Raw genomic sequence first — 23818 nt, forward strand, 5'->3', positions numbered from 1 at the left:
AGAGCCCGCACTCTAGCGGCATTGTGGTTTAATCCTCAGGGCCGCTTATGACAAAAATAATTGGACCACTATGAGCCGAGGAAAAACCCCATCCGCCCTGGACCTGCCGCGTCCCGACAGCCTGGAGGTGGGAAAGCAGCAGGGTGCTTACGAGGCCTTGCGCGCAGCGATCCTGAACCGACAGGTGCCGGCGGGCAGCCGTTTGCCGTCCACCCGCAGCCTCGCCGAACGCTGGCGGGTATCCCGTGGCACGCTGGAGGCGGCGTTCGACCGCCTGCACAGCGAAGGCTATGTACAGCGCGTGGCCGGTTCCGGTACGCGGGTGTGTGCGGTGATCCCGGAGCAATTCATTGCGGCACCTGCACCCCGCGCGATGCCTCGTCGCGAAGTGGCGGTTGATCGCCCCGAGTCCGGGGTGCAGAGCCATGTGCCTTTTGTCGCTCGGCGACCTGACGCCAGCCTGTTTGACATGAAGGCCTGGGCACGCTGTATTTCCCGGGGACTGCTATCGGCGGGGCCGGGTGCGCTCGAAGCAGGCCATCCCGCCGGGCTGCCGGAACTGCGCGCACAGATCGCCGACTACCTGCGCAGCTATCGCGGCATGCACTGTGAGGCGGATGAAGTGATCGTCACCACCGGCATTCGCCACGCCCTTGACCTGATCGCGCGTACGCTGCTCAAGCCCGGTGACACGGCCTGCGTCGAAGACCCTGGCTATCCACCGGCACGACGCTTGTTCGGGCTGGCGGGTGCAGAGGTCCAGGCGATTGCGGTCACGGCCGAGGGGCTCGATACCGCTCAACTCCCCGACACGGCGCGCCTGGCCTACGTCACCCCGGCCCACCAGGCACCGTTGGGCATGACCCTGTCGGTGTCGCGACGCCTGGCGCTGCTGGACTGGGCTGCCCGCGCCGAGGCCTGGGTGGTGGAAGACGACTATGACAGCGAATACAACTACCACAGCGCACCGCTGGCGGCGCTCAAATCCCTGGATGCCAATGACCGGGTGATCTACTGCGGCAGCTTCAACAAGAACCTGTTCCCCGGTTTGCGCGTCGGCTTCATGGTGGTGCCCAAGGCGCTGCGCCCGGCGTTGTTGCGCACCCTGCAACTCACCGGGCATTCGGTGGGGGCCAGTGATCAATTGGGGTTGCTGGAGTTTCTCGGCAGCGGCGCTTTCGTGCGCCACTTGCGGGCTTCGCGCCAGGCGTATCAGGCGCGGCGCGATGTGTTGCTCGAGTGCCTTGGACCTCACTGTACGATCAGCGGGCAGCAGGCCGGATTGCATTTTGTGTTGTGGTTACCGACCGGTGTCGAGGAAGGCGAATTCTGTGCGCGTGCCGCGCAAGCCGGGCTGACGTTGCAGCCACTGGGCAAGTTCTGCGTCGAGGCGATCCTGCCGCCGGCGGTCATCATCGGCTACACCGCGTTGACCCTGGCGCAGATCCGCTTTCACGGGCGTGCGCTAGCCCAATTACTGCTGGTCAGTCATCAAACCCGACCTGCTCGTGAATCTCGTCCACCTTCAACTCCAACCGATACGCCACCGCAATAAACAGCGCCTGGCACAGGCACAAGGTGGCGCTCAATGAGCGGAAGGCAAACGACGAGCCTTCATTCACCAACAGCACCGCGTTGGCCCGCTTGGCCAGGGGCGACAGGTTGCTGTCGGTGATGATCAGGGTCTTGGCCTGATGGTGCTGGGCGATCCGCAGGCAGTGCTGGGTCTCTTTGCCGTAGGGCGTGAAGCTGATGGCGATCACCAGGTCATTGGCACGCACGCTGCGCATCTGCTCGCGATAGCTGCCGCCCAGGCCTGAGATCAGGTGGATGCGCTTATTGGTGTGCTGCAGGTTGTAGACCAGGTAGTCGGCCACCGCGAACGAACGGCGCACGCCGACCACGTAGATATTGTCGGCGTTGACCACCAGGTCGACGGCTTTTTCAAACGCCACATCATCCAGCTCCAGCCCCAGGCGCTCGATACCCGACAGGGTCGCGTTGACGCACTCGCGGGCCAGGTCGCCGCCGCTGGCTTTCTGCGACTTGTTGGCGATCATGCTGCGAATGCGCTGCTGGTAGTTCTGCACCGGCGTGGTCTTGTGGGTGTAGGCCTCGCGAAACAGCGCCTGCATCTCACTGAACCCACTGAACCCGAATCGCTGGGAAAACCGCACGATCGCCGAGGGGTGCACTTCGCATTCGCGGGCGATGTCGCTGATGCGGTCGACCATGATCCGGTCGCTCTGCTGGCTCATGTAGCTGGCGATGCGCTTGAGCTGGCGCGGCAGGCTTTCGTATTCGTCGGTGATCAGCTGCAACAGGCGTTCGGCATTGATCGGAGGGCTGGCGATAGTGTCTTCCAGGGTGGTCTCGGGATCGGTGCGGGACATGGGCAATCCTTCTGGCGTGTTCTTCTGATGCGCTGATGGGTGGCGCAAGTCTACAGGGTAGGCGCAAAAAAATACCCCGGCATCACGGCCCGCGTGGCCTGCTGAAACGATGCACGGCGGCTGGCGTGCCCCTATGCTGACGTATTGGAAAAAATATTCCACTAAAAATAATTATGGAATAAATATTGATTGCCGCCGCCGGACGTTCTAGTCTGCTCCCACCAAGAGCGTTTGCCGTCGCCACGGCGGCACAACGCAGGCTGATAAAAATAACAGGAGCCAGCATGGGCCAGACTCGTTTTGCCAGTGGGCGTCAATTGGATCTGATTTGCCTCGGGCGCCTGGGCGTCGACCTCTACGCACAGCAAGTAGGTGCGCGGCTTGAGGACGTGTCCAGCTTCGCCAAATACCTCGGCGGTTCCTCCGCCAATATCGCTTTCGGCACTGCCAGGCTGGGGCTCAAGTCGGCGATGTTGAGCCGGGTGGGGGACGACCATATGGGGCGTTTCCTGATGGAATCCCTGGCCCGCGAAGGCTGCGATGTCAGTGGCATCAAGGTCGATTCGGAACGCCTCACCGCCATGGTGCTGCTGGGCCTCAAGGACCGCGAAACCTTCCCGCTGGTGTTCTACCGCGAAAACTGCGCCGACATGGCCCTGCGCGCCGAGGACGTCAACGAGGCCTTTATTGCCTCGAGCAAAGCCTTGCTGATCACCGGCACGCATTTCTCCACCGACGGCGTGTACAAGGCCAGCATCCAGGCCCTGGACTATGCGGCCAAGCACAACGTCAAGCGCGTGCTGGATATCGACTACCGCCCGGTGTTGTGGGGCCTGGCGGGTAAGGCTGACGGCGAAACCCGTTTTGTCGCCGACCAGAATGTCAGCCAGCATGTGCAGAAAATCCTGCCGCGTTTCGACCTGATCGTCGGCACCGAAGAAGAATTCCTGATCGCCGGCGGCAGCGAAGATCTGCTCACCGCCTTGCGCACCGTGCGTGAACTGACCCCGGCGACCCTGGTGGTCAAGCTCGGCCCGCAAGGCTGCACGGTGATCCACGGTGCGATTCCGACGCGGCTGGAAGATGGCGCCATCTACCCGGGCGTGCGGGTTGAAGTGCTCAACGTGCTGGGCGCAGGCGATGCCTTTATGTCGGGTTTCCTCAGCGGCTGGATCAATGACGCCAGCGATGAGCGTTGCAGCCAGTTGGCCAATGCCTGTGGCGGTCTCGTCGTCTCGCGCCACGCCTGTGCGCCGGCCATGCCGACGCCGGCCGAGCTGGATTACCTGTTCAGCAGCCCGGTGCCGATCACCCGGCCCGACCAGGACGCGACCCTGCAACGCCTGCACCGCGTCACCGTGCCACGCAAGGCCTGGAAACAGCTGTTCATCTTTGCCTTCGATCACCGCTGGCAACTGGTGGACCTGGCGCAACGCGGCGGCCAGGACCTGACCCGCATCAGCGAGATCAAGCAGCTGTTTATCCAGGCCATCCAACGCGTGGAGAAAAAGCTCGCCGAGCAGGGCGTCGAGGCCGATGTGGGCCTGTTGGCCGACCAGCGCTTCGGCCAGGACGCGCTCAATGCCGCCAGCGGTCGTGGCTGGTGGATCGCCCGCCCGGTGGAAGTGCAGAACTCGCGGCCGCTGGCGTTCGAACATGGTCGCTCGATCGGCAGCAACCTGATTGCCTGGCCCCAGGAGCAGATCATCAAGTGCCTGGTGCAATACCACCCCGACGATGAGCCCATGCTGCGCCTGGAACAGGAAGCGCAGCTCAAGGCGGTGTACGAGGCTTCGGTGACCAGCGGCCATGAGCTGCTGCTGGAAGTCATCCCGCCCAAGGACCATCCGTCCACTTACCCGGACGTGCTCTATCGCAGCCTCAAGCGCCTGTACAACCTGGGTATCTACCCGGCGTGGTGGAAAATCGAGGCGCAGTCGGCCGAGGACTGGACAAAGCTCGACGAACTGATCCAGGAACGCGACCCGTACTGCCGTGGCGTGGTGTTGCTGGGCCTGAACGCGTCGGCCGAATGCCTGGCCGCCGGCTTCCAGCAGGCCAGCCAGAGCAGCACCTGCCGTGGGTTTGCCGTGGGCCGTACGATCTTCCAGGAACCGAGCCGTTTGTGGATGGCGGGGGAGATCGATGATGAGACGTTGATCCAGCAGGTCCAGGCGACCTTTGAGCAGTTGATCAACGCCTGGCGCAGTGCCCGAGGCTAAACCCAGTTCTTAATTTGAAATGCAATCCAATGTGGGAGGGGCGGTGCGACGATTCGACTTGCCCCCGATGGCTGAGTGTCAGACAACACTTCTGTAACTGAACTACCGCTATCGGGGGCAAGCCCCCTCCCACATAAAGCAGATCTCAGTGATACCTGAAAATAATAAAGGTGCAGCCATGCCCGCAATCCGAATTGGCATCAACCCGATCTCCTGGAGCAACGACGACCTTCCGGCCCTCGGCGGTGAAACTCCGCTGAGCACCGCCCTGAGCGAAGGCAAGGAAATCGGCTACGAAGGTTTTGAGCTCAATGGCAAATTCCCCAAGGACGCCAAGGGCGTCGGCGACGTCCTGCGTCCCTATGACCTGGCGCTGGTTTCCGGCTGGTACTCCAGTCGCCTGGCCCGTCGCTCGGTGGCTGAAGAAATCGAGGCCATCGCCGGCCACGTCGAACTGTTGAAACAAAACGGCGCCACGGTGTTGGTGTACGGCGAGGTGGCCGATTCAATCCAGGGCTCGCGCATTCGCCTGATCGAACGCCCGCGTTTCCACAGTGAGCAGGCCTGGCAGGACTACGCCGACAAACTCACCGAGCTGGCGCGTTTCACCCTGTCCCAGGGCGTGCGCCTGGCGTACCACCACCATATGGGCGCGTACGTCGAATCCCCGCAGGACATCGACGAGTTGATGCGCCGTACCGGGCCGGAAGTCGGCCTGCTGTTCGATTCGGGCCACTGCTACATGGGCGGCGGCGAACCCATCGAGGTGCTGCGCACGCATATCGACCGCGTCTGCCATGTGCATTTCAAGGACGTGCGCAAAGCCGTGGTGCAACTGGCGCGCAACCAGATGTGGAGCTTCCCCGATTGCATCGTTAACGGCACTTTCACCGTGCCTGGTGACGGCGATATCGATTTTGCCGAGTTACTCGATGTGCTGCTGGCCGCGAAATACGCGGGCTGGCTGGTGGTGGAAGCCGAGCAGGATCCGGCCGTGGCGCCCAGCTATGTCTATGCAAAAAAGGGTTATGACACGTTGCGTGCGCTTCTCAACGAGAGGACCAAACCATGAGCTTGCTGGTAAAGAGCAGTAAACGCGGGCAAACCATGGTCGCCCTGGAAGAGGGCCGCCTGGAATACGTAGGCTTTGCCGCCTACCGCCTGAGCCTTGGCGAAACATTGCCGGTGACTGCCGGCGATAAAGAGCTGTGCCTGGTGCTGCTCAGCGGCCGGGTGACTATCGAAGGCGAGGGCTTCAACTGGCAGAACCTCGGTGATCGCCAGTCGGTGTTCGAGGACAAGTCGCCGTTCGCCGCCTATCTGCCGCCGGGTACCGATGCCCAGGTCACCGCGTTGAGCGACGTACAGATTGCCGTGTGCGCGGCGCCCGGTGCGCCGGGTTTCGAACCACGCCTGATTCGCCCCGAGCACTGCAAGCGCAGCGTACGCGGCAAAGGCGCCAACACCCGCTACGTGTGCGACATCCTGCCGGACACCGACCCGGCCCATTCGCTGCTGGTGGTGGAAGTGCGCACACCATCCGGGCATTCGTCGAGCTACCCGCCGCACAAGCACGACACCGACGACCTGCCGCACCAGAGCTTTCTTGAAGAGACCTACTACCACCAGATCAACCCGCCCCAGGGCTTTGTGTTCCAGCGCGTGTACACCGACGACCGCAGCATCGACCAGGCCATGGCCGTGGAAAACAGCGACCTGGTGGTGGTGCCAAAGGGGTATCACCCGGTCAGCGTGCCGTATGGCTACGAGTCTTACTACCTGAACGTGATGGCCGGCCCAAAGCGTGCCTGGCATTTCCACAACGACCCGCAGCACAGCTGGCTGCTGGACCTGTAAACGGTGTTGGACGGAGAACAACAACAATGAAGTCGCCTCTACGCTTTGCCCTTAACCGTATGGTCGCGCCCAACCTGTCCCTGCCGGATTTCATCCAACTGGCCGTGGCCTTGAAATGCGATGCCATCGAGATTCGCAACGACCTCAAGGATCGTCAGATCGAATACGGCACCCCGGCCAGCCGCGTGCGTGAATTGTGCGCCGCCCAGGGCATCACGGTGCTGTCGATCAACGCGCTGTACCCCTTCGATGTGTGGAACGACGAGCGCCGCGCCCAGGCGATAGCGCTCGCCACCTATGCCCGCGAATGCGGTGCGCAAGGCTTGGTGATGTGCCCGTTCAATGAACCCGGCGACACCCGCAACGAAGCCCAGCGCGCCGCCGGTTTGCGCACCGCGTTGAGCGAGCTGGCGCCGATCCTGCGCGAGTACGGGATTCTCGGGTTTATCGAGCCCCTGGGCTTCGAAGAGTGCGCCATGCGCCGCAAGCGCGTGGCGGTGAACGCGATCCAGTCCATCGGCGGCCTGGATGTATTCCGCCTGGTGCACGACACCTTCCATCACCACCTGGCCAGCGAGCATGAGTTCTTCCCGGAACTGACCGGGCTGGTGCATATCTCCGGCGTGGAAGATGTCCAGGCGCCGCTCAATTCGATCCGCGACGGCCACCGTGTGCTGGTGGGCGAGGGCGATATCCTCGGCAATGCCGCTCAGATCGACACCTTGCTCAGCAGCGGTTACAGCGGCTACCTGTCGTTCGAACCGTTTGCGACAAGCGTGCACGAGCTGGCGGATATCCAGCAGGCCTTGGGGGCAAGCATCGCCCACCTGCAGAAACGATAAGGGGCGCGACATGACCACTACCCGATTGACCATGGCCCAGGCCCTGGTGAAGTTTTTGGATAACCAGTACATCGAAGTCGATGGCGTGCAGAGCAAGTTCGTCGCCGGCGTGTTCACCATTTTCGGCCACGGCAATGTGCTGGGTCTGGGCCAGGCCCTGGAACAGGACAGCGGCGACCTCGTGGTGCATCAGGGCCGTAACGAGCAGGGCATGGCCCATGCCGCCATCGGTTTTGCCAAGCAGCACCTGCGCCGCAAGATCTACGCCTGCACCGCCTCCGTCGGCCCAGGTGCTGCGAATATGCTCACCGCGGCGGCGACCGCCACCGCCAACCGTATCCCGTTGCTGTTGCTGCCCGGCGATGTCTACGCCAGCCGCCAGCCCGACCCTGTGCTGCAACAGATCGAGCAGTTCCACGACCTGAGCATCAGCACCAACGATGCCTTCCGTTCCGTGAGCAAATACTGGGACCGTATCAACCGCCCTGAGCAACTGATGACGGCGGCGATTCACGCCATGCGCGTGCTCACCGACCCTGCCGAAACCGGCGCGGTGACTCTGGCGCTGCCACAGGATGTGCAGGGCGAGGCTTGGGATTACCCGGACTATTTCCTGCAAAAACGTGTGCACCGTATCGACCGCCGCCCGGCCACCGCCGCGATGATCGGCGATGCGTTGGCGGCTTTCCGAGGCAAGCGCAAACCGCTGATCATCTGCGGTGGTGGCGTGAAGTACTCCGGTGCGAATGCCGCGCTGCAAGCCTTTGCCGAGCGTTTTGATATTCCCTTCGCCGAAACCCAGGCAGGCAAGAGCGCCGTGGTCTCCAGCCATCCACTGAACGTGGGCGGCATCGGCGAAACCGGCTGCCTGGCCGCCAACCTGCTGGCGCCCGAGGCCGACCTGATCATTGGCATCGGTACCCGCTATACCGACTTCACCACCTCGTCGAAATCGCTGTTCAAGCATGCCGAGGTGAAGTTTCTCAACCTCAATATCAGCCCCTGCGATGCCTTGAAACTCGACGGCGTGCAGGTACTGGCCGACGCCAGGGTCGCCCTCGAAGCGTTGGCCGATGCCCTCGGTGATTACCGTTCCGGCTGGGGCGAGCAGATCGCCGACGCCAAGGCGCAACTGGACGCCGAAGTGGACCGTGTGCATCAGGTCGAATACCACGGCGATGATTTTGTGCCGGAAGTCGACGACCACCTCGACCGCGCCGTGCTGCGTGAATTTATCGAACTGACCGGCTCGTGCCTGACCCAGAGCCGGGTGCTCGGCGTGCTCAACGAGCGCCTGGCCGACGACGCGATTATCGTCGCTGCGGCCGGCAGCCTGCCCGGCGACTTGCAGCGTGCCTGGCGCAGCAAGGGCGTCAACACCTACCACGTCGAGTACGGCTATTCGTGCATGGGCTATGAGATCAACGCCGCCCTTGGCGTGAAGCTCGCCGAGCCGACCAAGGAGGTCTATGCCCTGGTCGGCGATGGTTCCTACATGATGCTGCACTCGGAGCTGGCCACCTCGATCCAGGAGCGGCGCAAGATCAACGTGGTACTGCTCGACAACATGGCCTTCGGCTGCATCAACAATTTGCAGATCGGCAATGGCATGGACAGCTTCGGCACCGAATTCCGTTACCGCAACCCCGAGAGCGGCAAGCTCGACGGTGGCCTGGTGCCGGTGGATTTCGCCATGAGCGCCGCGGCTTACGGCTGCAAGACTTACAAGGTCAGCAGTGTGGAACAACTGGAAGCGGCCCTGGCCGATGCGCGCACGCAAAGCGTCTCGACCCTGATCGATATCAAGGTCCTGCCCAAGACCATGGTCCACGGCTACCTGTCGTGGTGGCGGGTGGGGGTGGCGCAGGTGTCCACCAGCGAACGCACCAACGCCGCCGCGAAAAAACTCAATGAACACCTGGCCAAGGCCCGGCAGTACTAATAACAAGAGGAGCGTTTGTATGTCTTTGAAGCTTGGTGTAATCGGTACCGGCGCCATCGGCCGCGATCATATTCGTCGTTGCAGCCAGACCCTGCTCAACAGCCAGGTGGTGGCCGTAACCGACATCAACCTTGAGCAGGCCGCCAAGGTGGTCGCGGAGTTGAAGCTGGACGCCGAGGTGTACCCGGACGGCCATGCGCTGATCAACTCGCCGCAGGTCGAGGCGATTCTGGTCACGTCCTGGGGCCCGAGCCACGAGGAGTTCGTGCTCGCCGCCATCGCCGCCGGCAAACCGGTGTTCTGTGAGAAGCCCCTGGCGGTGACGGCCGAAGGCTGCCGCAAGATCGTCGACGCCGAAGTGGCCTACGGCAAGCGCCTGGTGCAAGTCGGCTTTATGCGCCCGTATGACGAAGGTTATCGCGCCCTCAAGGCGGTGATCGACAGCGGCCAGATCGGTGAGCCGTTGATGCTGCACTGCGCGCACCGCAACCCGACGGTGGGCGAGAACTACAAGACCGACATGGCGATCACCGACACCCTGATCCACGAGCTGGATGTCCTGCGCTGGCTGCTCAACGACGACTACGTGTCGGTGCAGGTGGTGTTCCCGCGCAAGACCAGCAAGGCCCTGGCCCATCTGCGTGACCCGCAGATCGTGCTGCTGGAAACCGCCAAGGGCACCCGTATTGATGTGGAAGTGTTTGTGAACTGCCAGTACGGCTACGACATCCAGTGCGAAGTGGTGGGGGAGACCGGCATCGCCAAATTGCCGGAGCCGTCCCAGGTGCAGCTGCGCAGTGGGGCCAAGCTGTCGAATGCGATCCTGATGGATTGGAAGGATCGGTTTATCGGCGCCTATGACGTGGAGTTGCAGGCTTTCATTGATAGCGTGCGCGCCGGGCAGGTCGGTGGGCCGTCGGCGTGGGATGGGTTTGCGGCGGCGGTGGCGGCGGATGCGTGTATTGAAGCGCAGGGCAGTGAGCAGATTGTGAAGGTGAGCTTGCCGGATCGTCCGCACTTCTACGGCTAAATCACTGAAGGAACTCTGTTAAAAAATGTGGGAGGGGGCTTGCCCCCGATGGCAGTGTGTCAGTCAACCAGTTGTTATCTGACCCACCGCTATCGGGGGCAAGCCCCCTCCCACAGTTGATTGGTTTCCAATTCAATTCAGGAGTTGATCATGCGAATCGGACTTGTCGGCTATGGCCACGGAGGGCGCTTCTTTCATGCGCCGCTGATTGCAACCCTGCCCGGCGCAACATTTGTCGGTGTCGTCACCCGATCACCCGAACGTCGCCAGCAACTGGCAACCGACCACCCCGGCGTCCAGGCCTTTGACAGCATCGGCCAGATCGTCGAAGCCGGTGTCGATGCCCTGGTCATTTCCACCACCCTCAAGGGCCGCCCGGCGCTGGTGCTGGAAGCCATCGAACACGGTGTGGCGGTGGTGAGCGACAAACCCTTTGCCGCCAACGCCGAACAGGCCCAGGCGCTGATCACTGCCGCCGAGCGTCATGAGGTGTTACTCAGCGTCTACCAGAACCGGCGCTGGGACTCGGACTACCTGACCCTGCGCAAATTGATCGACGCTGGTGCCTTGGGTGAGATCACCCGCTTTGAATCCCGCGTCGAGCGCTACAGCCCGCAAGCCGTGGGCAATGCCAGCGGCGGCGGCTGGTTGCGGGACCTGGGCAGCCACCTGGTGGACCAGGCGCTGCAGCTGTTCGGCCCGGTGGACCGGGTCTTTGCGCAGTTACAGTTCACCCCTGAATACCCGAACCTCGACCATGGTTTCTTCGTCTCCCTGACCCATGCCAACGGGGTGGTTTCCCATTTGTGGGGCAACGCCCTGCAGAACAGCCAGGCTCCGCGTTTTCGCGTCAGTGGCACCTTGGGTTGCTACACCGTGGACGGGCTGGATGGCCAGGAAGAAGCGCTGATGGCCGGCAAGTCGCCGAAAACCGAAGGTGAACACTGGGGTGCAGAAGAACATCGCCGCTGGGGCTGGTTCGAACAGGGGCCGGAGCGTGAGCGAGTGCCGTCGGAGAAGGGCTGCTGGACCCAGTTCTATCGCCAGTTGCAAGCGGCGGTGCAAGGGCAGGGCCCGTTGCCCGTGGATGCGTATGACGCGCTGGAAACCACCCGTATATTGGACGCTGCACGCCTCAGCGCCGAGCGCCAGCAGGTGGTTTCAACAAAAATAGAATAAAATTCTAAAACAGGTTGATATGGAAATTATTTTCCAATAAAGTCTTTTCCAGGTTGCATAAAGTACGTTCGGACTCGATTCGGGCGACTCAACAAAAACAAGATCAAAAACAACCAGGTACCGTCAGATGAAAATCTTCAACGCTGTACTGCGAGTTTTACGCCCTGCCCACACGCCCCGCGGCCTGCCGCGCGCCCGGCCGTTCTACTTCTCCTTCCTTAATATGCTGTGCGTCGAAAACCAAGGCGCGCTGGTCTGCTGCATTCCAGGCGCACCGGTCGTACGACTGCCCGCCGAGCTCTGATAAACGCAACGTCCAAAAAACCAACAAGAAAGTGGAGACAGACCGTTCATGAAGACCCCGATCCGTTTTACCGCGCTGGCTTTATCCATGATGCTGGCCAGCGGTTTTGCCAGCGCTGCCGACATCAAGGTCGGCGTGAGCATGTCCGCGTTCGATGACACCTTCCTCACTTACCTGCGCGAAGACATGGACAAGCAGGCCAAGTCCTATCCCAAGGGCGACGGCGTGCAGCTGCAGTTCGAAGACGCCCGCGCCGATGTGGTCAAGCAACTGAGCCAGGTCGAGAACTTTATCAGCCAGAACGTCGACGCCATCATCGTCAACCCGGTCGACACTGCTTCCACCAAGAACATCATCAATGCCGCGACCAAGGCGGGCATCCCGCTGGTGTTCGTCAACCGCCGTCCCGACCAGAAGGACTTGCCCAAGGACGTCGTGGCCGTGACCTCCGATGACGTCGAGGCCGGCAAACTGCAAATGCAGTACATCGCTGAGAAACTCGGCGGCAAGGGCAAGATCGTGATCCTGCTGGGCGACCTGGCGAACAACTCCACCACCAACCGCACCAAGGGCGTGAAGGAAGTGTTGGCCAAGTACCCGGACATCAAGATCGAACAGGAACAGACCGGTATCTGGCTGCGGGACAAGGGCATGACCCTGGTCAACGATTGGCTGACCCAAGGCCGCGAGTTCAATGCGGTGTTGGCCAACAACGATGAGATGGCGATCGGCGCGTCCATGGCACTGAAATCGGCCGGCAAGGAAAAGGGTAGTGTGCTGATCGCGGGGGTCGACGGTACGCCGGATGGCTTGAATGCGATCACCAAGGGTGACATGGCCGCCTCCGCGTTCCAGGATGCCAAGGGCCAGGCAGTGGGCTCGGTGGAAGCGGCGCGCAAGATGGCCAGGAACGAGCCGGTCGAGCAGAACGTGATCATCCCGTTCCAGCTGATCACCCCGGAAAACGTCGCCAAGTTCAAGTAGCCCTGACATAACAACAATGAACCGGCAGGGCGGTCGTGCACGCCCTGCTGATGGAGTACCGTCTTATGCTCGCTCAAGCCGCTGTCTCGCAGACTCCCGGTATCCAGCCGTTGCCGCTGGACGAACCTTACCTGTTGGAAATCGTCAACATCAGCAAAGGCTTTCCCGGCGTCGTGGCCCTGGCCGATGTACAACTGCGTGTGCGCCCCGGCACGGTGCTGGCACTGATGGGCGAGAACGGTGCGGGCAAGTCGACCTTGATGAAAATCATCGCCGGCATCTACCAGCCCGACGCCGGTGAAATCCGCCTGCGCGGCAAGCCCATCGTGTTTGACACGCCGCTCGCGGCGCAGAAGGCCGGGATCGCGATGATCCACCAGGAACTCAACCTGATGCCGCACATGAGCATCGCCGAGAATATCTGGATCGGCCGTGAGCAGCTCAACAGCCTGCACATGGTCAACCACCGCGAAATGCACCGCTGCACCGCCGAGTTGCTGGCGCGCCTGCGCATCAACCTGGACCCCGAGGAACACGTGGGCAACCTGAGCATCGCCGAACGGCAGATGGTCGAGATTGCCAAGGCCGTGTCCTACGACTCCGACATCCTGATCATGGATGAACCGACTTCGGCCATTACCGACAAGGAAGTGGCCCACCTGTTTTCGATCATTGCCGACCTCAAGGCCCAGGGCAAAGGCATCGTCTACATCACGCACAAAATGAACGAAGTGTTCGCCATTGCCGATGAAGTGGCGGTGTTCCGCGACGGCCAGTACATCGGCCTGCAACGCGCCGACAGCATGAACAGCGACAGCCTGATCTCGATGATGGTGGGGCGTGAGCTGAGCCAGTTGTTCCCGGTGCGCGAGACGCCCATCGGCGAACTGCTGCTGTCGGTGCGCGACCTGCGCCTGGACGGGGTGTTCCAGGGCGTGTCGTTCGACCTGCATGCCGGTGAGATCCTCGGCATCGCCGGCTTGATGGGCTCGGGGCGCACCAATGTGGCGGAAACCATTTTCGGCATCACCCCCAGCAGCGGTGGGCAGATCACCCTGGATGGCGAGGCGGTGCGCATCAGCGACCCGCACATGGCCATCGAAAAAGGCTTTGCGCTGTTGACCGAGGACCGCAAGCTCAGTGGCCTGTTCCCCTGCCTGTCGGTGCTGGAAAACATGGAAATGGCCGTGCTGCCGCACTATTCGGGCAACGGTTTTATCCAGCAGAAAGCCCTGCGCGCCCTGTGCGAGGACATGTGCAAGAAACTGCGGGTGAAGACGCCGTCCCTGGAGCAGTGCATCGACACCTTGTCCGGCGGCAACCAACAGAAAGCCTTGCTGGCGCGCTGGCTGATGACCAACCCACGCTTGCTGATCCTCGATGAGCCGACCCGGGGTATCGACGTGGGGGCCAAGGCCGAGATCTATCGCTTGATCTCCTTCCTCGCCGGCGAAGGCATGGCGGTGATCATGATTTCCTCCGAGCTGCCTGAAGTGCTGGGCATGAGCGACCGGGTGATGGTGATGCACGAAGGCGAACTGATGGGCACCTTGGACCGTGCGGATGCGACCCAGGAAAAAGTCATGCAGCTGGCCTCCGGTATGACCGCGGTCCACTGACGAACAGCCGCGCGGGCCTGCGGTTGGTCCGTGCCATAGAATAAGAAGGTGATTGGCTATGAACGCAATAACAGACAACAAGCCTGCCACGGCACCGGTCAAGCATCGTCGGCGCTTGCCCACCGAGCTGAGCATCTTCCTGGTGCTGATCGGCATCGGCCTGGTGTTTGAGCTGTTTGGCTGGATCGTGCGGGATCAGAGCTTCCTGATGAACTCCCAGCGCCTGGTGCTGATGATCCTGCAAGTGTCGATCATCGGCCTGCTGGCGATCGGGGTGACCCAGGTGATCATCACCACGGGGATTGACCTGTCGTCGGGGTCGGTGTTGGCGCTGTCGGCGATGATCGCCGCCAGTTTGGCGCAAACCTCCGACTTTTCCCGGGCGGTGTTTCCTTCGCTGACGGACTTGCCGGTGTGGATTCCGGTGGCGATGGGGTTGGGTGTGGGGCTGCTGGCGGGGGCGATCAACGGCAGCATTATCGCCGTCACGGGTATTCCGCCGTTTATCGCCACCCTGGGCATGATGGTCTCGGCCCGTGGCCTGGCGCGCTACTACACCGAAGGCCAGCCGGTGAGCATGCTCTCGGATTCGTACACGGCTATCGGCCATGGCGCGATGCCGGTGATCATCTTCCTGGTGGTGGCGGTGATTTTCCATATCGCCCTGCGCTACACCAAGTACGGCAAGTACACTTACGCCATCGGCGGCAATATGCAGGCGGCGCGGACGTCGGGGATCAACGTCAAGCGGCACCTGATCATCGTCTACAGCATTGCCGGCCTCCTGGCAGGTCTGGCGGGTGTGGTGGCCTCGGCACGCGCTGCCACCGGCCAGGCGGGCATGGGCATGTCGTATGAGCTGGATGCGATTGCCGCCGCGGTGATCGGTGGCACCAGCCTGGCGGGCGGGGTAGGGCGTATCACCGGCACTGTGATCGGCGCGCTGATCCTCGGGGTGATGGCCAGCGGGTTCACCTTTGTCGGCGTGGATGCGTATATCCAGGACATCATCAAGGGCCTGATCATCGTGGTGGCGGTGGTGATCGACCAATATCGCAACAAGCGCAAGCTTAAACGCTGACGCAGTACAAAATGTGGGAGGGGGCAAGTCGAATCGTCGCACCGCCCCTCCCACATTTAATCATCAACAGTCTGTTTCAACCGTTTGTCTTCTATATAGCTCCACAACACTGAATTTCTTGCTATAAACGCACTCCGATGACCATTCGCCAAGCCCGTCCTGGTGCCTTTGGGGGTTATATCGGTAAAAATGCCTGTCATTTCAGTTGCTGTGCCCTCAAGTCGGCCTTAGACTGCCGCCCCTCGTAAATTGAGTGCCGGGTGGCGCTTGGAATGGATGGCGCCTTTCCGAGACCTGCAGAGGTCGACCGGAACGCTCCCTTATTCGCCTTAATGCACGTATTTTTTATAGAGAAATCAATGACAAAGGAAAAGTTGCTGGCCATGCCGGCGGATGACTACATGAATGCCGAACAGCACGCTTTTTTCGAGAAGTTGCTGCAAGACATGAAGGTGGAGCACCACGAGCGCATTGAGCAGAACCGCATCGCCATTGAAAGCCTGGACACCCCGGCCGACCCGGCCGACGCCGCTTCCGTTGAAGAAGAGCGCACCTGGCTGGTCAACGCCATCGACCGCGATCAGCGCATGCTGCCGCAGCTTGAGCGTGCACTGGAACGCATCAAGGAAGACTCCTTCGGCTGGTGCGATGACAGCGGTGAACCTATTGGCCTCAAGCGCCTGCTGATCAGTCCTACCACCAAATACTGCATCGAAGCGCAAGAGCGTCACGAGCAGATCGACAAGCACCAGCGCCAAGCCTGATGCGCTGAAGCTGGGGGGTCGCCTGCGCGGTCCCCCGGAGAAAGACCCGTTACGCCCTCGTCTATTGATCTGCTGCAAGCTACCCCACTAAAGGCCCATGGATAATGGCTCGATAGTGGCGTTTAATGCAGGGACAATAATGACAAGCGGTGGGGTGACGAAGATGGCTGGAGACGGATCTCTGATGGGCGCAGCAGTGCTACCGCAACCGGTGGTGCGTGGGTTGCCCGGCTGGTTGATGCCGCTCTTGCAGAGCGCCGCAATGGTGCTGGTACTGCTGGGCCTGGCGTTTGCCAGCCTGCCGATATATCTCTGCCTGCCCATTGCCTTGCTGGTGATCTGGCTGCCAAGCCTTATGAACCGCACATCCCGCACGGCACCGCCCGACACTACCGATGCTATTGGCGAGCTGACCCGTGATCTGTCCTATACCACCAGCCATAACGCACTTTCCGCTGCCGGCGTAGCCTACTCGGTCAAGCAACTGGCGGCTCGTGTGCAATCGCAATTGGGCGCGGCCAAGCAGATCGTCAGCAGTGCCGAGGTGATGATCAGTACCGAAAAGGTCACCTCTCAACTCAGTCGCGAGGCCCTGCAGGCGGCCAGCCAGGCCCATCAACGCAGCACTGAAGGCCGTGAAGTGCTGGCCCAGTCGATCATTCGTATGCATCAACTCAGCCAGCGCGCCAATGCCAGTCGAGAGTTGATTGAAGCCCTGAGCCAACGCAGTGAAGAAATCCAGCGGGTGACCTTGGTGATTCAGTCCATCGCCAGCCAGACCAACCTGCTGGCGCTCAACGCCGCGATTGAAGCGGCGCGGGCCGGTGAACACGGTCGCGGGTTCGCCGTGGTGGCGGATGAAGTGCGTGGGCTGGCTGGCCGCACTGCCACGGCCACCGATGAAGTCGGGGTGATGGTGGCGGATATCCAGCAACGCACTGCCCAGGTGGTTGAGCAGATTCGCCAGCTCTCGGCAGACTTGCACACCGGTGTCGAGCAGGTGGAGCACGCCGGCGAGCACCTGGAGAACATTGCCGGCCTGGCGGCGGGTGTGGAAGGCCAGGTCAATGAAATCGCCCAGGGCACCGACGACAACCGCGTTCAACTCGACAGCCTCTTCCACGCCGTGGAGCAAATGCGCAGCGACCTTATCGTCAGCGACCAGCAAACCCGCCAGTTGGCCGAGGCCGCTGTGCAGATGGAAGGGCAGGCCGAAACGATCAGTGAGCGCCTGGCGGAAGTCGGGCTGGATGACTATCACCAGCGCATCTACGACCTGGCGTGCGAAGGCGCGAGCCGGATTGCCGCGCAATTCGAAGCCGATGTACAGCAGAATCGCATCAGCCTGGATGATTTGTTCGACCGCAGCTACACCTTGATCCCCAACACCAGCCCGAGCAAGTACCACAGCCGGTTCGATGGCTACACCGATCAGGTGCTGCCGGCCATCCAGGAAGCGCTGTTGCCACGCCATGAAGGCTTGGTGTTTGCCATTGCCTGCACGCCCCAGGGGTATGTGCCGACGCACAACAAGGCGTTTTCCCAGGCGCTGACCGGTGATGCCCAGGTCGACGCGGTGCAGAACCGCACCAAGCGCAAGTTCGATGACCGCACCGGGATCCGCTGCGGCAGCCACCAGCAAGCGGTGTTATTGCAGACCTACACCCGCGATACCGGCGAGTTGATGCACGACTTGTCGGTGCCGATCATGGTCCGGGGGCGGCATTGGGGTGGCTTGCGCCTGGGGTATAAGCCGGAGGGGGCGAAGGCTGTGCGCTAGGGATTGTTGCTGTCTGTGCTTCGCCAGTCGGGAAGCAGCGGGGAAATACAGGCTGCCTGGCAAGCGCTATTGCGCCCGTTGCGGTCAGGCAGCCGGCATTGGGTGGATTACTGCGGTTGATGCAGGCGCTGGTTCAGCTCATCCACCGCCATGGCCCAATCGGCGTCTTCACGCAGTTCTTCCTTGAGGAACTGAGCCTGTTGCGGCGTCCAGAAGGGCGCGTCGATCAACTTCACGTCGTCACTCAGCGGGTGCGCGACGATGAAGGCATCGATCGCTTCGGGTGTTGAGTCCAGGCCCAGTTGTTCAAATAACGTTTCGAGTGTAGGTATTGGCGCATCCATGTCAGTCTCCGTGCGGGTTTCAGGATCGTTATGCATGGGAGGCTTGTGGCGCGGTAGAGTTCGATCGGATTGTCAGGAGGTCAGTGCCCCTGAATCCACTGCAGCCTTGAGTGCCTGCGCGGATTCTTTTCCGGCGCTGGCGGCGGTATCGAGGGTCTTGAACCAACGGTCTTTTTCGACCTGGTGCGTCGTGACGGTAGTCAACGGTGGCTTGGCGCGCATCACGATCACTGCTTGAAACTCACCGTCTACTTCCCTTGCGTCGCCATGGATGAAAAATTCGCCAATATCAAATTCCGTCACGTAAACCTTCCCTTCGAGGTAACCAACTGCACTGATGAAACCTGGCCCGTGCGGGGGCAAATTCCAATGGACAGGCCAGTATGGCAGTTGTTGAAGGGCTGCGGCGCAGTAAAGTCATCCGGGTGACGAAACGATCCCGTCGTACAGTGAGGCTTCCAGCCGCTTGGCCAGTTCACAGGCCTCGATGTGGTCGCTGCGAAAGCCTTTGATTCTGCCACTGGTAACTTCGCGGATATGGAAGAAGTTTCTTCCGGCGGGTACAACTTGGTAAAGAACGGAATTGGGGTACCCGTTGGGAGTGCGCAAGCAGTAGTATTGTCGTTCGTCCTGACATGATGAGCGAGTGCGGGAAGACGTAGCGTCGTATGGGCGTCGTTGCATGGTCAGCTCCTGTCGATCTTGTTGACCTACCAGCAGCGTTACAGGTGGTGTTGACCCGTGTTGCTGTTTTAGTATTGTCGTCGGCAGCCCGCACCTGGTTCCGCGCCGAGATGTTTTTGTTTGTATGAGCTGTCGGAAACTGCGTTTTTAATAGTGTTATTCTCTGAAGCGGGTCGACCGGTATTCTCTGGTTATTGAACCTGTGATCTCCTGCGATGCCTGATGTCCCTGCGCTAGGCCCATCGTGCACGCCCGTCCGGGGCTTTGGGCGCAGCAACGGGGTCTTCTTCAGTTTTTCAATGAATGTGTTGTGTGATCGTGCCGAGATGGCCGTTTCTTTGTGCTGCCCGCTCTGGCGGACAGTGCTTTTTTCTATATGGGGGCGTTTCCTTGGCAGTCAGTAATCTGGATATGCACGCGTTGTTCGTGCTGGGTGATTTGCGCGCAAAGTTGGTCAAGCAGTTTCAATCCCGTTTTGTTTACATCACTGAGCAGACGCCGGAAGGCATCTACATCGCCGAAATCGATACCGAAGCGGCCATGGTGGTGGATGACAAGCCCCGTCTGGAGCTCAAAGTGGGTGACCATTTCCGTGCTGCGGTATTGCCCAGTCGCGAAGGTGGCAAGTTTGAACTCAAGTTCCGCGATATCAAGTTGACGGTGTATGGCTTGGGCGACTACGCCTTTGTGTCTTCGACCGAGGGCCAGGGCATCGTCTTCAAGGAAGGCCACAGTGTGATGCTGGTGTTTGCAGCCAATGAACAACTGCAGGAAGGCTTGACCAAAACCCTCAAGGCCGTGACCGGCAAGGCCGCCAAATGGCGCAAGGGTGAGCTGGTGACGTTCAAGGCCAGTGAATAATCGGTAAATACTGCGAACATCTCCTATCTCCCGGAACCTCTACTACAGTTGAGTTGACTTAACTATTCAGAGGCTTCGCGCATAGACAGCAAAGCCGTTCGTTGTTTGCTGCGACATCGCGAGGTGCAAGGGCATGAAAGGATTGAGAACGCTGTTGGCTGCATCGCTGACGACCCTGAGTTTATCCGTGACTTCGCTGCCAGCTTCGGCCGCGCAGGCGCCGGTGCACTTTGCCGATCTGAACTGGGAAAGCGGCAGCCTGATCACCGAAATACTGCGGGTCATCGTCGAGAAGGGCTACGACTTGCCCACCGACACCTTGCCCGGTACCACCATCACCCTGGAAACCGCCCTGGCCAAGAACGACATCCAGGTCATTGGTGAAGAGTGGGCCGGCCGCAGCCCGGTGTGGGTCAAGGCCGAGGCCGAAGGCAAGGTGGTGGGCCTGGGCGATACGGTCAAAGGCGCCACCGAGGGTTGGTGGGTGCCGGAGTATGTGGTCAAGGGCGACCCGGCCAAAGGCATCAAACCCCTGGCGCCGGACCTCAAGAGCGTGAAGGACCTGGCGCGTTACAAGGACGTGTTCAAGGACCCGGAATCCCCAGGCAAGGGGCGTTTCCTCAACAGCCCCATCGGCTGGACCTCGGAAGTGGTCAACAAACAGAAGCTCAAGGCCTACGGCCTGGATGACAGCTACGTGAACTTCCGCAGCGGTTCGGGAGCTGCACTGGATGCCGAAATCGCCTCGTCGATCCGTCGCGGCAAACCGGTGTTGTTCTACTACTGGTCACCGACGCCGTTGATGGGACGCTACAAGTTGATCCAGCTGGAAGAACCACCGTTCGATGCCGAGGCCTGGAAGACTCTGACGGATGCGGATAACCCTGATCCGAAGCCAACGCGGTCGTTGGCATCCAAGCTGAGTATTGGCGTGTCTACGCCGTTCCAGAAGGAGCATCCGCAGATTGCCAAGTTTTTCGAGAAGGTTGAGTTGCCGATTGAGCCGCTGAATAAAGCCTTGGCGACCATGAGCGAGAACCACACCGCGCCTCGGGAGATGGCCCAGGCGTTTCTCAAGGAACATCCAGAGGTGTGGAAGGCGTGGTTGACCGAGGATGTGGCGCAGAAGGTTGAGGCGAGCTTGAAGTAAGCACGAAGCTTACTTACCGAGCGGAGATCCAGAAATGTGGGAGGGGCGGTGCTTCTTCCACATTTTTTTTGCATTGCCGCTTTAGCATCTGGTTTGCACCGCCAGCTCAAGCGAACCCTCTGCCCGTGGCCGATACTGCAGGCGGACACATTGAGCAGGCCGCGGCAATAGAGCATCCAGGCAATGAGCGAGCGGTCGGCACGGGCGAGTTTTATGGGGCGGCACTTTACTATCAGCCGCCGACGAAATACCTGCAAAAAATCTCAGGGCGACTATCCTGTTTCGCACCTTTCAGGGAGAACCCGCCATGAGTTTTGTCATCGCACGATGGATCGTCGGCGTTTTTACTTGCATCAGCATGGTGCACCTGTATTGGGCTGCCGGCGGCAAACTCGGCAGCCTCGCCGCCATCCCCCAACTGCCCGGCGAATTCGCCAGCGGGCCTCGCCCTGCGTTCAAGCCCTCGGCGCTGGGTACCTTTCTGGTGGCGATGGGCTTGGTAGGCATTGCGCTGCTGGTGTGCCTGCGGGCCGGGCTGTACTTTTCGGCGGTATCCCATGCGGCGTTGCAATGGGGCATCAGCGCGATTGCCCTGCTGATGTTTGCCAGGGCGATTGGGGATTCGGAGTTGGTGGGGTTTTTCAAGAAGGTCGGCGGGTCACGGTTTGCGCGGCTGGATACGTGGTTTTATTCGCCGTTGTGTTTGGTGTTGGGGGTGGGGCTGTTGGTGGTGGCGTGGGGGTGAGGGGGTTACGTCCTGATCAAATAGTATTGAGTCGGGATGCAAGAAAAGAAAGTTGTCCTCACGCAACGCTCAGCAAAGTAGATAGGCATAACACTTCCCTATGTTTTCGGTCACTCGGCCAATAGTTCGAATGATTCAACTTTTCCGATATATTAGTTGTCGGAAAAATCTAATGTTAGTTGCATATAACGATTTTTGCCTTCTTAAATATAATAAGGGCGGTAGCTGATAAAAAATTAATGATCTCCATCGGCACCAAAGAACAGATGCGTGCGCAGAATGCCGAGAGCCTCAACCAGACCTGCGCTACAGCGCCGCAGTCCTCCCGGAAACCCGCGGCGCCACGGCTTCGCGTCTCGACCAATTGACCATTAAGGCGTGTATTCCTACCGGGTGGCGGGGCTTTTCGACGATGCCGATGGCCAGGTCGAACACACCGAAACCCGTCGCCAGTCGTTGTCCAGCGCGTTCACCTGGCGGCCGACGAAGGCACCTCGCTGACCTTGCTCGGGCATTTCCAGAAGGACCCCAAGGGCGCGTTCTACGGTTCGGTGCCGGCCGCTGCCAGAGCCAGGACGGCGAAGTGCAATCCCGTGGTTTTGAGCTGGAAGGCAAGGCCAGTCTCAACGACAACACGGCGGCCTATGCTTACCTGGATAACCGCATCAGCAAGTCGAATGACACCGTGCGTTATGCGCCCATCAACGATATCGGCGTAGACCCGGCCATTAACGCCGAGGGCATCACCACCTACGCGGTACCGCGCCACACGGCTTCAGCGCGACCTACCAGTGGTGATGGCACGCCGATAAGGCAATTTAATGGCCCCTTTGTAACAAAATTCTCGCCAGAATCGCTTTTATTTTCAGGTGGTTAGGTGGGGAAGCAAATGCGCACTGTTGGAATCATGCTGATCGCCTGCTCCCTGGCCGGCGGCGCGGCTGCCGTGCAGGCACGGGAGCTGCGCGAGGGTGACAAGTACATGTGCAGTTGGGGCGCCGGCACGGCCGCCAGGGCCCAGGAGCTCAAGCTGTCGGGGGTGTCGCTGTACGCTGCGCGTCAGAAGATCCAGACCATCAAGTTCAATAAATCCTGGATGCGCATGATGGCCATGGGCATCACCGAGCAGACATATGACAGTCGTTCACGGCTCAAGCCCGAAGCGATTCGCCAGAGTTTCTACCAGGATTGCGTGCGTTACAAAGTGGCACGCAAGTAAAACCCTACTCGCCGGCGCCGGCTTACAAATCCACGACAAACGCGTGTTTCCATTTGCATACAATTGCGCTCCTGATAGAGGAGGCTTGTATGCACACGGTTATTCGCCTTGCGAGGCTGGACGATATCGACGCGTTGTTTGCCATCCGCACTTCGGTGGTGCAAAACCATTTGAGTGTCGCGCAGATGGCGGACCTGGGCATTACGCCCCAGATGCTGGCCGACAGCATCCGTGAAGCACCCTGCGCGTGGGTCGCCGAAGTGGACGGTGTGCGTGCAGCCTTTGCCATGGTCGATCTGGCCGAGGGCGAGGTATTTGCGATGTTCGTATTGCCCTCTCATGAAAATCTGGGCCTGGGCCGGAAGCTGATGGCGGTGGCAGAGGCCGCATTGTTTGAACACCACGACACGCTGTTTCTGATCACAGACGGGCGCGACGAAATCCGCGCCAACGGGTTCTACCGGCGCTTGGGCTGGTCGGTGGTGGAGCGGGTCGAGGCTGACGACGTTCGCTATCAGAAGAGCAGGGGAGGGTAAGCCGATGAGCCCGGCAGGACACCCATCGCCCGCCAGCTTGCGCTTCCTCGCGGTCGGCGTGCTGCTCGTCGCGGTGGTGCTGGGGGGCTATTTCGTGCAACTCAACGCCAAGGCGGATCGCCAGCGCGAAGAAGCGGCCGAGCGTTTGGCACTTTGCCAGCAGATTGAGCGAGTCGCCAGTGTGGCCACATCCGGTGGCCTCGAACTTCGCGATACCTGCAAGCAATTGAGAGCGAACGGGTCGAAGAGTGTCATGCCGCCTTAACTAATAACCCTTTTTTA

General features: G+C 60.7%; 24 protein-coding genes and 2 pseudogenes. 22 read left to right on the forward strand and 4 right to left on the reverse strand.

Features of this window, described 5'->3' with window-relative positions; all coding sequences use genetic code 11:
- Nucleotides 1–70: 70 nt before the first annotated feature.
- A complete protein-coding gene (gene pdxR, locus HCF10_RS10220) occupies nt 71–1555 on the forward strand; it encodes a MocR-like pyridoxine biosynthesis transcription factor PdxR (RefSeq protein WP_167655444.1) in 1485 nt (494 codons plus the stop codon).
- Here pdxR and HCF10_RS10225 read toward each other — a convergent pair.
- The gene (locus HCF10_RS10225; RefSeq protein WP_017136418.1) at nt 1485–2393 is read right to left on the reverse strand and encodes a MurR/RpiR family transcriptional regulator; all 909 of its coding nucleotides are present in this window, start codon (nt 2391–2393) and stop codon (nt 1485–1487) included. The two genes, pdxR and HCF10_RS10225, sit on opposite strands and share 71 nt — an antisense overlap.
- 284 nt (nt 2394–2677) lie before the next feature.
- Here HCF10_RS10225 and HCF10_RS10230 point away from each other — a divergent pair, with 284 nt between their 5' ends.
- The 13 genes from HCF10_RS10230 (at nt 2678) to HCF10_RS10290 (ending at nt 17997) form a co-directional block, all read left to right on the forward strand.
- Nucleotides 2678–4615 carry a bifunctional 5-dehydro-2-deoxygluconokinase/5-dehydro-2-deoxyphosphogluconate aldolase gene (locus HCF10_RS10230; RefSeq protein WP_167655445.1) on the forward strand — a complete coding sequence of 646 codons (1938 nt, stop codon included), beginning with the start codon at nt 2678–2680 and terminating at the stop codon, nt 4613–4615.
- A gap of 178 nt (nt 4616–4793) precedes the next feature.
- Nucleotides 4794–5687 carry a myo-inosose-2 dehydratase gene (gene iolE / locus HCF10_RS10235; protein WP_131700209.1) on the forward strand — a complete coding sequence of 298 codons (894 nt, stop codon included), beginning with the start codon at nt 4794–4796 and terminating at the stop codon, nt 5685–5687.
- Nucleotides 5684–6472 (forward strand): 5-deoxy-glucuronate isomerase, encoded by a 789-nt coding sequence (iolB, locus tag HCF10_RS10240; protein ID WP_131700210.1) that lies wholly within the window; start codon nt 5684–5686, stop codon nt 6470–6472. Before iolE ends, iolB begins: the two co-directional genes overlap by 4 nt.
- A gap of 26 nt (nt 6473–6498) precedes the next feature.
- A complete protein-coding gene (locus HCF10_RS10245) occupies nt 6499–7314 on the forward strand; it encodes a TIM barrel protein (RefSeq protein WP_167655446.1) in 816 nt (271 codons plus the stop codon).
- A gap of 10 nt (nt 7315–7324) precedes the next feature.
- Entirely contained in the window at nt 7325–9256 is a 1932-nt protein-coding gene (gene iolD, locus HCF10_RS10250) for a 3D-(3,5/4)-trihydroxycyclohexane-1,2-dione acylhydrolase (decyclizing) (protein ID WP_167655447.1), read from the forward strand.
- Between the two features lie 19 nt (nt 9257–9275).
- Nucleotides 9276–10286 (forward strand): Gfo/Idh/MocA family protein, encoded by a 1011-nt coding sequence (locus tag HCF10_RS10255; RefSeq protein ID WP_053134835.1) that lies wholly within the window; start codon nt 9276–9278, stop codon nt 10284–10286.
- Between the two features lie 150 nt (nt 10287–10436).
- Nucleotides 10437–11465 (forward strand): Gfo/Idh/MocA family protein, encoded by a 1029-nt coding sequence (locus HCF10_RS10260; RefSeq protein WP_145337261.1) that lies wholly within the window; start codon nt 10437–10439, stop codon nt 11463–11465.
- A 127-nt stretch (nt 11466–11592) separates the two neighbouring features.
- Nucleotides 11593–11769 carry a hypothetical protein gene (locus HCF10_RS10265; protein WP_167655448.1) on the forward strand — a complete coding sequence of 59 codons (177 nt, stop codon included), beginning with the start codon at nt 11593–11595 and terminating at the stop codon, nt 11767–11769.
- Nucleotides 11770–11817: 48 nt separating this feature from the next.
- Nucleotides 11818–12753, forward strand: a complete 936-nt coding sequence (locus tag HCF10_RS10270) for a sugar ABC transporter substrate-binding protein (protein ID WP_131700623.1) — start codon at nt 11818–11820, stop codon at nt 12751–12753.
- 65 nt (nt 12754–12818) lie between these two features.
- Nucleotides 12819–14372, forward strand: a complete 1554-nt coding sequence (locus HCF10_RS10275) for a sugar ABC transporter ATP-binding protein (protein WP_131700624.1) — start codon at nt 12819–12821, stop codon at nt 14370–14372.
- Nucleotides 14373–14430: 58 nt separating this feature from the next.
- The gene (locus tag HCF10_RS10280) at nt 14431–15453 is read left to right on the forward strand and encodes an ABC transporter permease (RefSeq protein ID WP_024076018.1); all 1023 of its coding nucleotides are present in this window, start codon (nt 14431–14433) and stop codon (nt 15451–15453) included.
- Nucleotides 15454–15812: 359 nt separating this feature from the next.
- Nucleotides 15813–16217, forward strand: coding sequence for a TraR/DksA family transcriptional regulator (locus tag HCF10_RS10285; protein ID WP_003191666.1), 405 nt, complete (start codon nt 15813–15815; stop codon nt 16215–16217).
- Nucleotides 16218–16764: 547 nt separating this feature from the next.
- Nucleotides 16765–17997 (forward strand): methyl-accepting chemotaxis protein, encoded by a 1233-nt coding sequence (locus HCF10_RS10290; RefSeq protein ID WP_409438493.1) that lies wholly within the window; start codon nt 16765–16767, stop codon nt 17995–17997.
- Between the two features lie 107 nt (nt 17998–18104).
- Here the strand turns inward: HCF10_RS10290 and HCF10_RS10295 are convergent, their stop codons facing one another.
- Both HCF10_RS10295 and HCF10_RS10300 read right to left on the reverse strand, forming a co-directional pair.
- On the reverse strand, nt 18105–18341 hold the full coding sequence (locus HCF10_RS10295) for a DUF2789 domain-containing protein (RefSeq protein ID WP_027606523.1): 237 nt from the start codon (nt 18339–18341) through the stop codon (nt 18105–18107).
- A gap of 72 nt (nt 18342–18413) precedes the next feature.
- Nucleotides 18414–18644 carry a hypothetical protein gene (locus HCF10_RS10300; RefSeq protein ID WP_065927941.1) on the reverse strand — a complete coding sequence of 77 codons (231 nt, stop codon included), beginning with the start codon at nt 18642–18644 and terminating at the stop codon, nt 18414–18416.
- Nucleotides 18645–19436: 792 nt separating this feature from the next.
- Between HCF10_RS10300 and HCF10_RS10305 the strand changes: the two genes are divergently transcribed.
- On the forward strand, nt 19437–19886 hold the full coding sequence (locus HCF10_RS10305; RefSeq protein ID WP_177409513.1) for a hypothetical protein: 450 nt from the start codon (nt 19437–19439) through the stop codon (nt 19884–19886).
- A gap of 133 nt (nt 19887–20019) precedes the next feature.
- Complete coding sequence (locus HCF10_RS10310) at nt 20020–21036, forward strand: ABC transporter substrate-binding protein (RefSeq protein ID WP_131700627.1); 1017 nt, start codon at nt 20020–20022, stop codon at nt 21034–21036.
- 113 nt (nt 21037–21149) lie between these two features.
- On the opposite strand, the pseudogene HCF10_RS31390 reads toward HCF10_RS10310, so the two are convergent.
- A pseudogene (locus HCF10_RS31390) lies at nt 21150–21251 on the reverse strand (DUF2946 domain-containing protein); the annotation flags it as partial.
- Nucleotides 21252–21343: 92 nt separating this feature from the next.
- Here HCF10_RS31390 and HCF10_RS10320 point away from each other — a divergent pair.
- From HCF10_RS10320 to HCF10_RS10345, 6 genes and pseudogenes are all read left to right on the forward strand, one after another.
- Nucleotides 21344–21781 (forward strand): DUF3995 domain-containing protein, encoded by a 438-nt coding sequence (locus HCF10_RS10320; RefSeq protein WP_131700628.1) that lies wholly within the window; start codon nt 21344–21346, stop codon nt 21779–21781.
- 375 nt (nt 21782–22156) lie between these two features.
- Nucleotides 22157–22341: pseudogene (locus HCF10_RS32015) on the forward strand (hypothetical protein); the annotation flags it as partial.
- A 23-nt stretch (nt 22342–22364) separates the two neighbouring features.
- Nucleotides 22365–22658, forward strand: a complete 294-nt coding sequence (locus HCF10_RS10330; RefSeq protein WP_443200908.1) for a hypothetical protein — start codon at nt 22365–22367, stop codon at nt 22656–22658.
- 12 nt (nt 22659–22670) lie between these two features.
- Entirely contained in the window at nt 22671–23000 is a 330-nt protein-coding gene (locus HCF10_RS10335; protein WP_026136677.1) for a hypothetical protein, read from the forward strand.
- Nucleotides 23001–23089: 89 nt separating this feature from the next.
- The gene (locus tag HCF10_RS10340) at nt 23090–23536 is read left to right on the forward strand and encodes a GNAT family N-acetyltransferase (protein WP_167655450.1); all 447 of its coding nucleotides are present in this window, start codon (nt 23090–23092) and stop codon (nt 23534–23536) included.
- Nucleotides 23537–23540: 4 nt separating this feature from the next.
- Nucleotides 23541–23801 carry a hypothetical protein gene (locus HCF10_RS10345; protein ID WP_167655451.1) on the forward strand — a complete coding sequence of 87 codons (261 nt, stop codon included), beginning with the start codon at nt 23541–23543 and terminating at the stop codon, nt 23799–23801.
- Nucleotides 23802–23818: the final 17 nt, after the last annotated feature.

The organism is Pseudomonas sp. B14(2022) (assembly GCF_012030485.1).
Lineage (GTDB): Bacteria > Pseudomonadota > Gammaproteobacteria > Pseudomonadales > Pseudomonadaceae > Aquipseudomonas.

Coding starts and splice junctions, on each gene's coding strand:
- pdxR (WP_167655444.1), top strand. CDS start 71: ATGAGCCGAGGAAAAACCCCATCCGCCCTGGACCTGCCGCGTCCCGAC.
- HCF10_RS10225 (WP_017136418.1), bottom strand. CDS start 2,393: ATGTCCCGCACCGATCCCGAGACCACCCTGGAAGACACTATCGCCAGC.
- HCF10_RS10230 (WP_167655445.1), top strand. CDS start 2,678: ATGGGCCAGACTCGTTTTGCCAGTGGGCGTCAATTGGATCTGATTTGC.
- iolE (WP_131700209.1), top strand. CDS start 4,794: ATGCCCGCAATCCGAATTGGCATCAACCCGATCTCCTGGAGCAACGAC.
- iolB (WP_131700210.1), top strand. CDS start 5,684: ATGAGCTTGCTGGTAAAGAGCAGTAAACGCGGGCAAACCATGGTCGCC.
- HCF10_RS10245 (WP_167655446.1), top strand. CDS start 6,499: ATGAAGTCGCCTCTACGCTTTGCCCTTAACCGTATGGTCGCGCCCAAC.
- iolD (WP_167655447.1), top strand. CDS start 7,325: ATGACCACTACCCGATTGACCATGGCCCAGGCCCTGGTGAAGTTTTTG.
- HCF10_RS10255 (WP_053134835.1), top strand. CDS start 9,276: ATGTCTTTGAAGCTTGGTGTAATCGGTACCGGCGCCATCGGCCGCGAT.
- HCF10_RS10260 (WP_145337261.1), top strand. CDS start 10,437: ATGCGAATCGGACTTGTCGGCTATGGCCACGGAGGGCGCTTCTTTCAT.
- HCF10_RS10265 (WP_167655448.1), top strand. CDS start 11,593: ATGAAAATCTTCAACGCTGTACTGCGAGTTTTACGCCCTGCCCACACG.
- HCF10_RS10270 (WP_131700623.1), top strand. CDS start 11,818: ATGAAGACCCCGATCCGTTTTACCGCGCTGGCTTTATCCATGATGCTG.
- HCF10_RS10275 (WP_131700624.1), top strand. CDS start 12,819: ATGCTCGCTCAAGCCGCTGTCTCGCAGACTCCCGGTATCCAGCCGTTG.
- HCF10_RS10280 (WP_024076018.1), top strand. CDS start 14,431: ATGAACGCAATAACAGACAACAAGCCTGCCACGGCACCGGTCAAGCAT.
- HCF10_RS10285 (WP_003191666.1), top strand. CDS start 15,813: ATGACAAAGGAAAAGTTGCTGGCCATGCCGGCGGATGACTACATGAAT.
- HCF10_RS10290 (WP_409438493.1), top strand. CDS start 16,765: ATGATCAGTACCGAAAAGGTCACCTCTCAACTCAGTCGCGAGGCCCTG.
- HCF10_RS10295 (WP_027606523.1), bottom strand. CDS start 18,341: ATGGATGCGCCAATACCTACACTCGAAACGTTATTTGAACAACTGGGC.
- HCF10_RS10305 (WP_177409513.1), top strand. CDS start 19,437: ATGCACGCGTTGTTCGTGCTGGGTGATTTGCGCGCAAAGTTGGTCAAG.
- HCF10_RS10310 (WP_131700627.1), top strand. CDS start 20,020: ATGAAAGGATTGAGAACGCTGTTGGCTGCATCGCTGACGACCCTGAGT.
- HCF10_RS10320 (WP_131700628.1), top strand. CDS start 21,344: ATGAGTTTTGTCATCGCACGATGGATCGTCGGCGTTTTTACTTGCATC.
- HCF10_RS10335 (WP_026136677.1), top strand. CDS start 22,671: ATGCGCACTGTTGGAATCATGCTGATCGCCTGCTCCCTGGCCGGCGGC.
- HCF10_RS10340 (WP_167655450.1), top strand. CDS start 23,090: ATGCACACGGTTATTCGCCTTGCGAGGCTGGACGATATCGACGCGTTG.
- HCF10_RS10345 (WP_167655451.1), top strand. CDS start 23,541: ATGAGCCCGGCAGGACACCCATCGCCCGCCAGCTTGCGCTTCCTCGCG.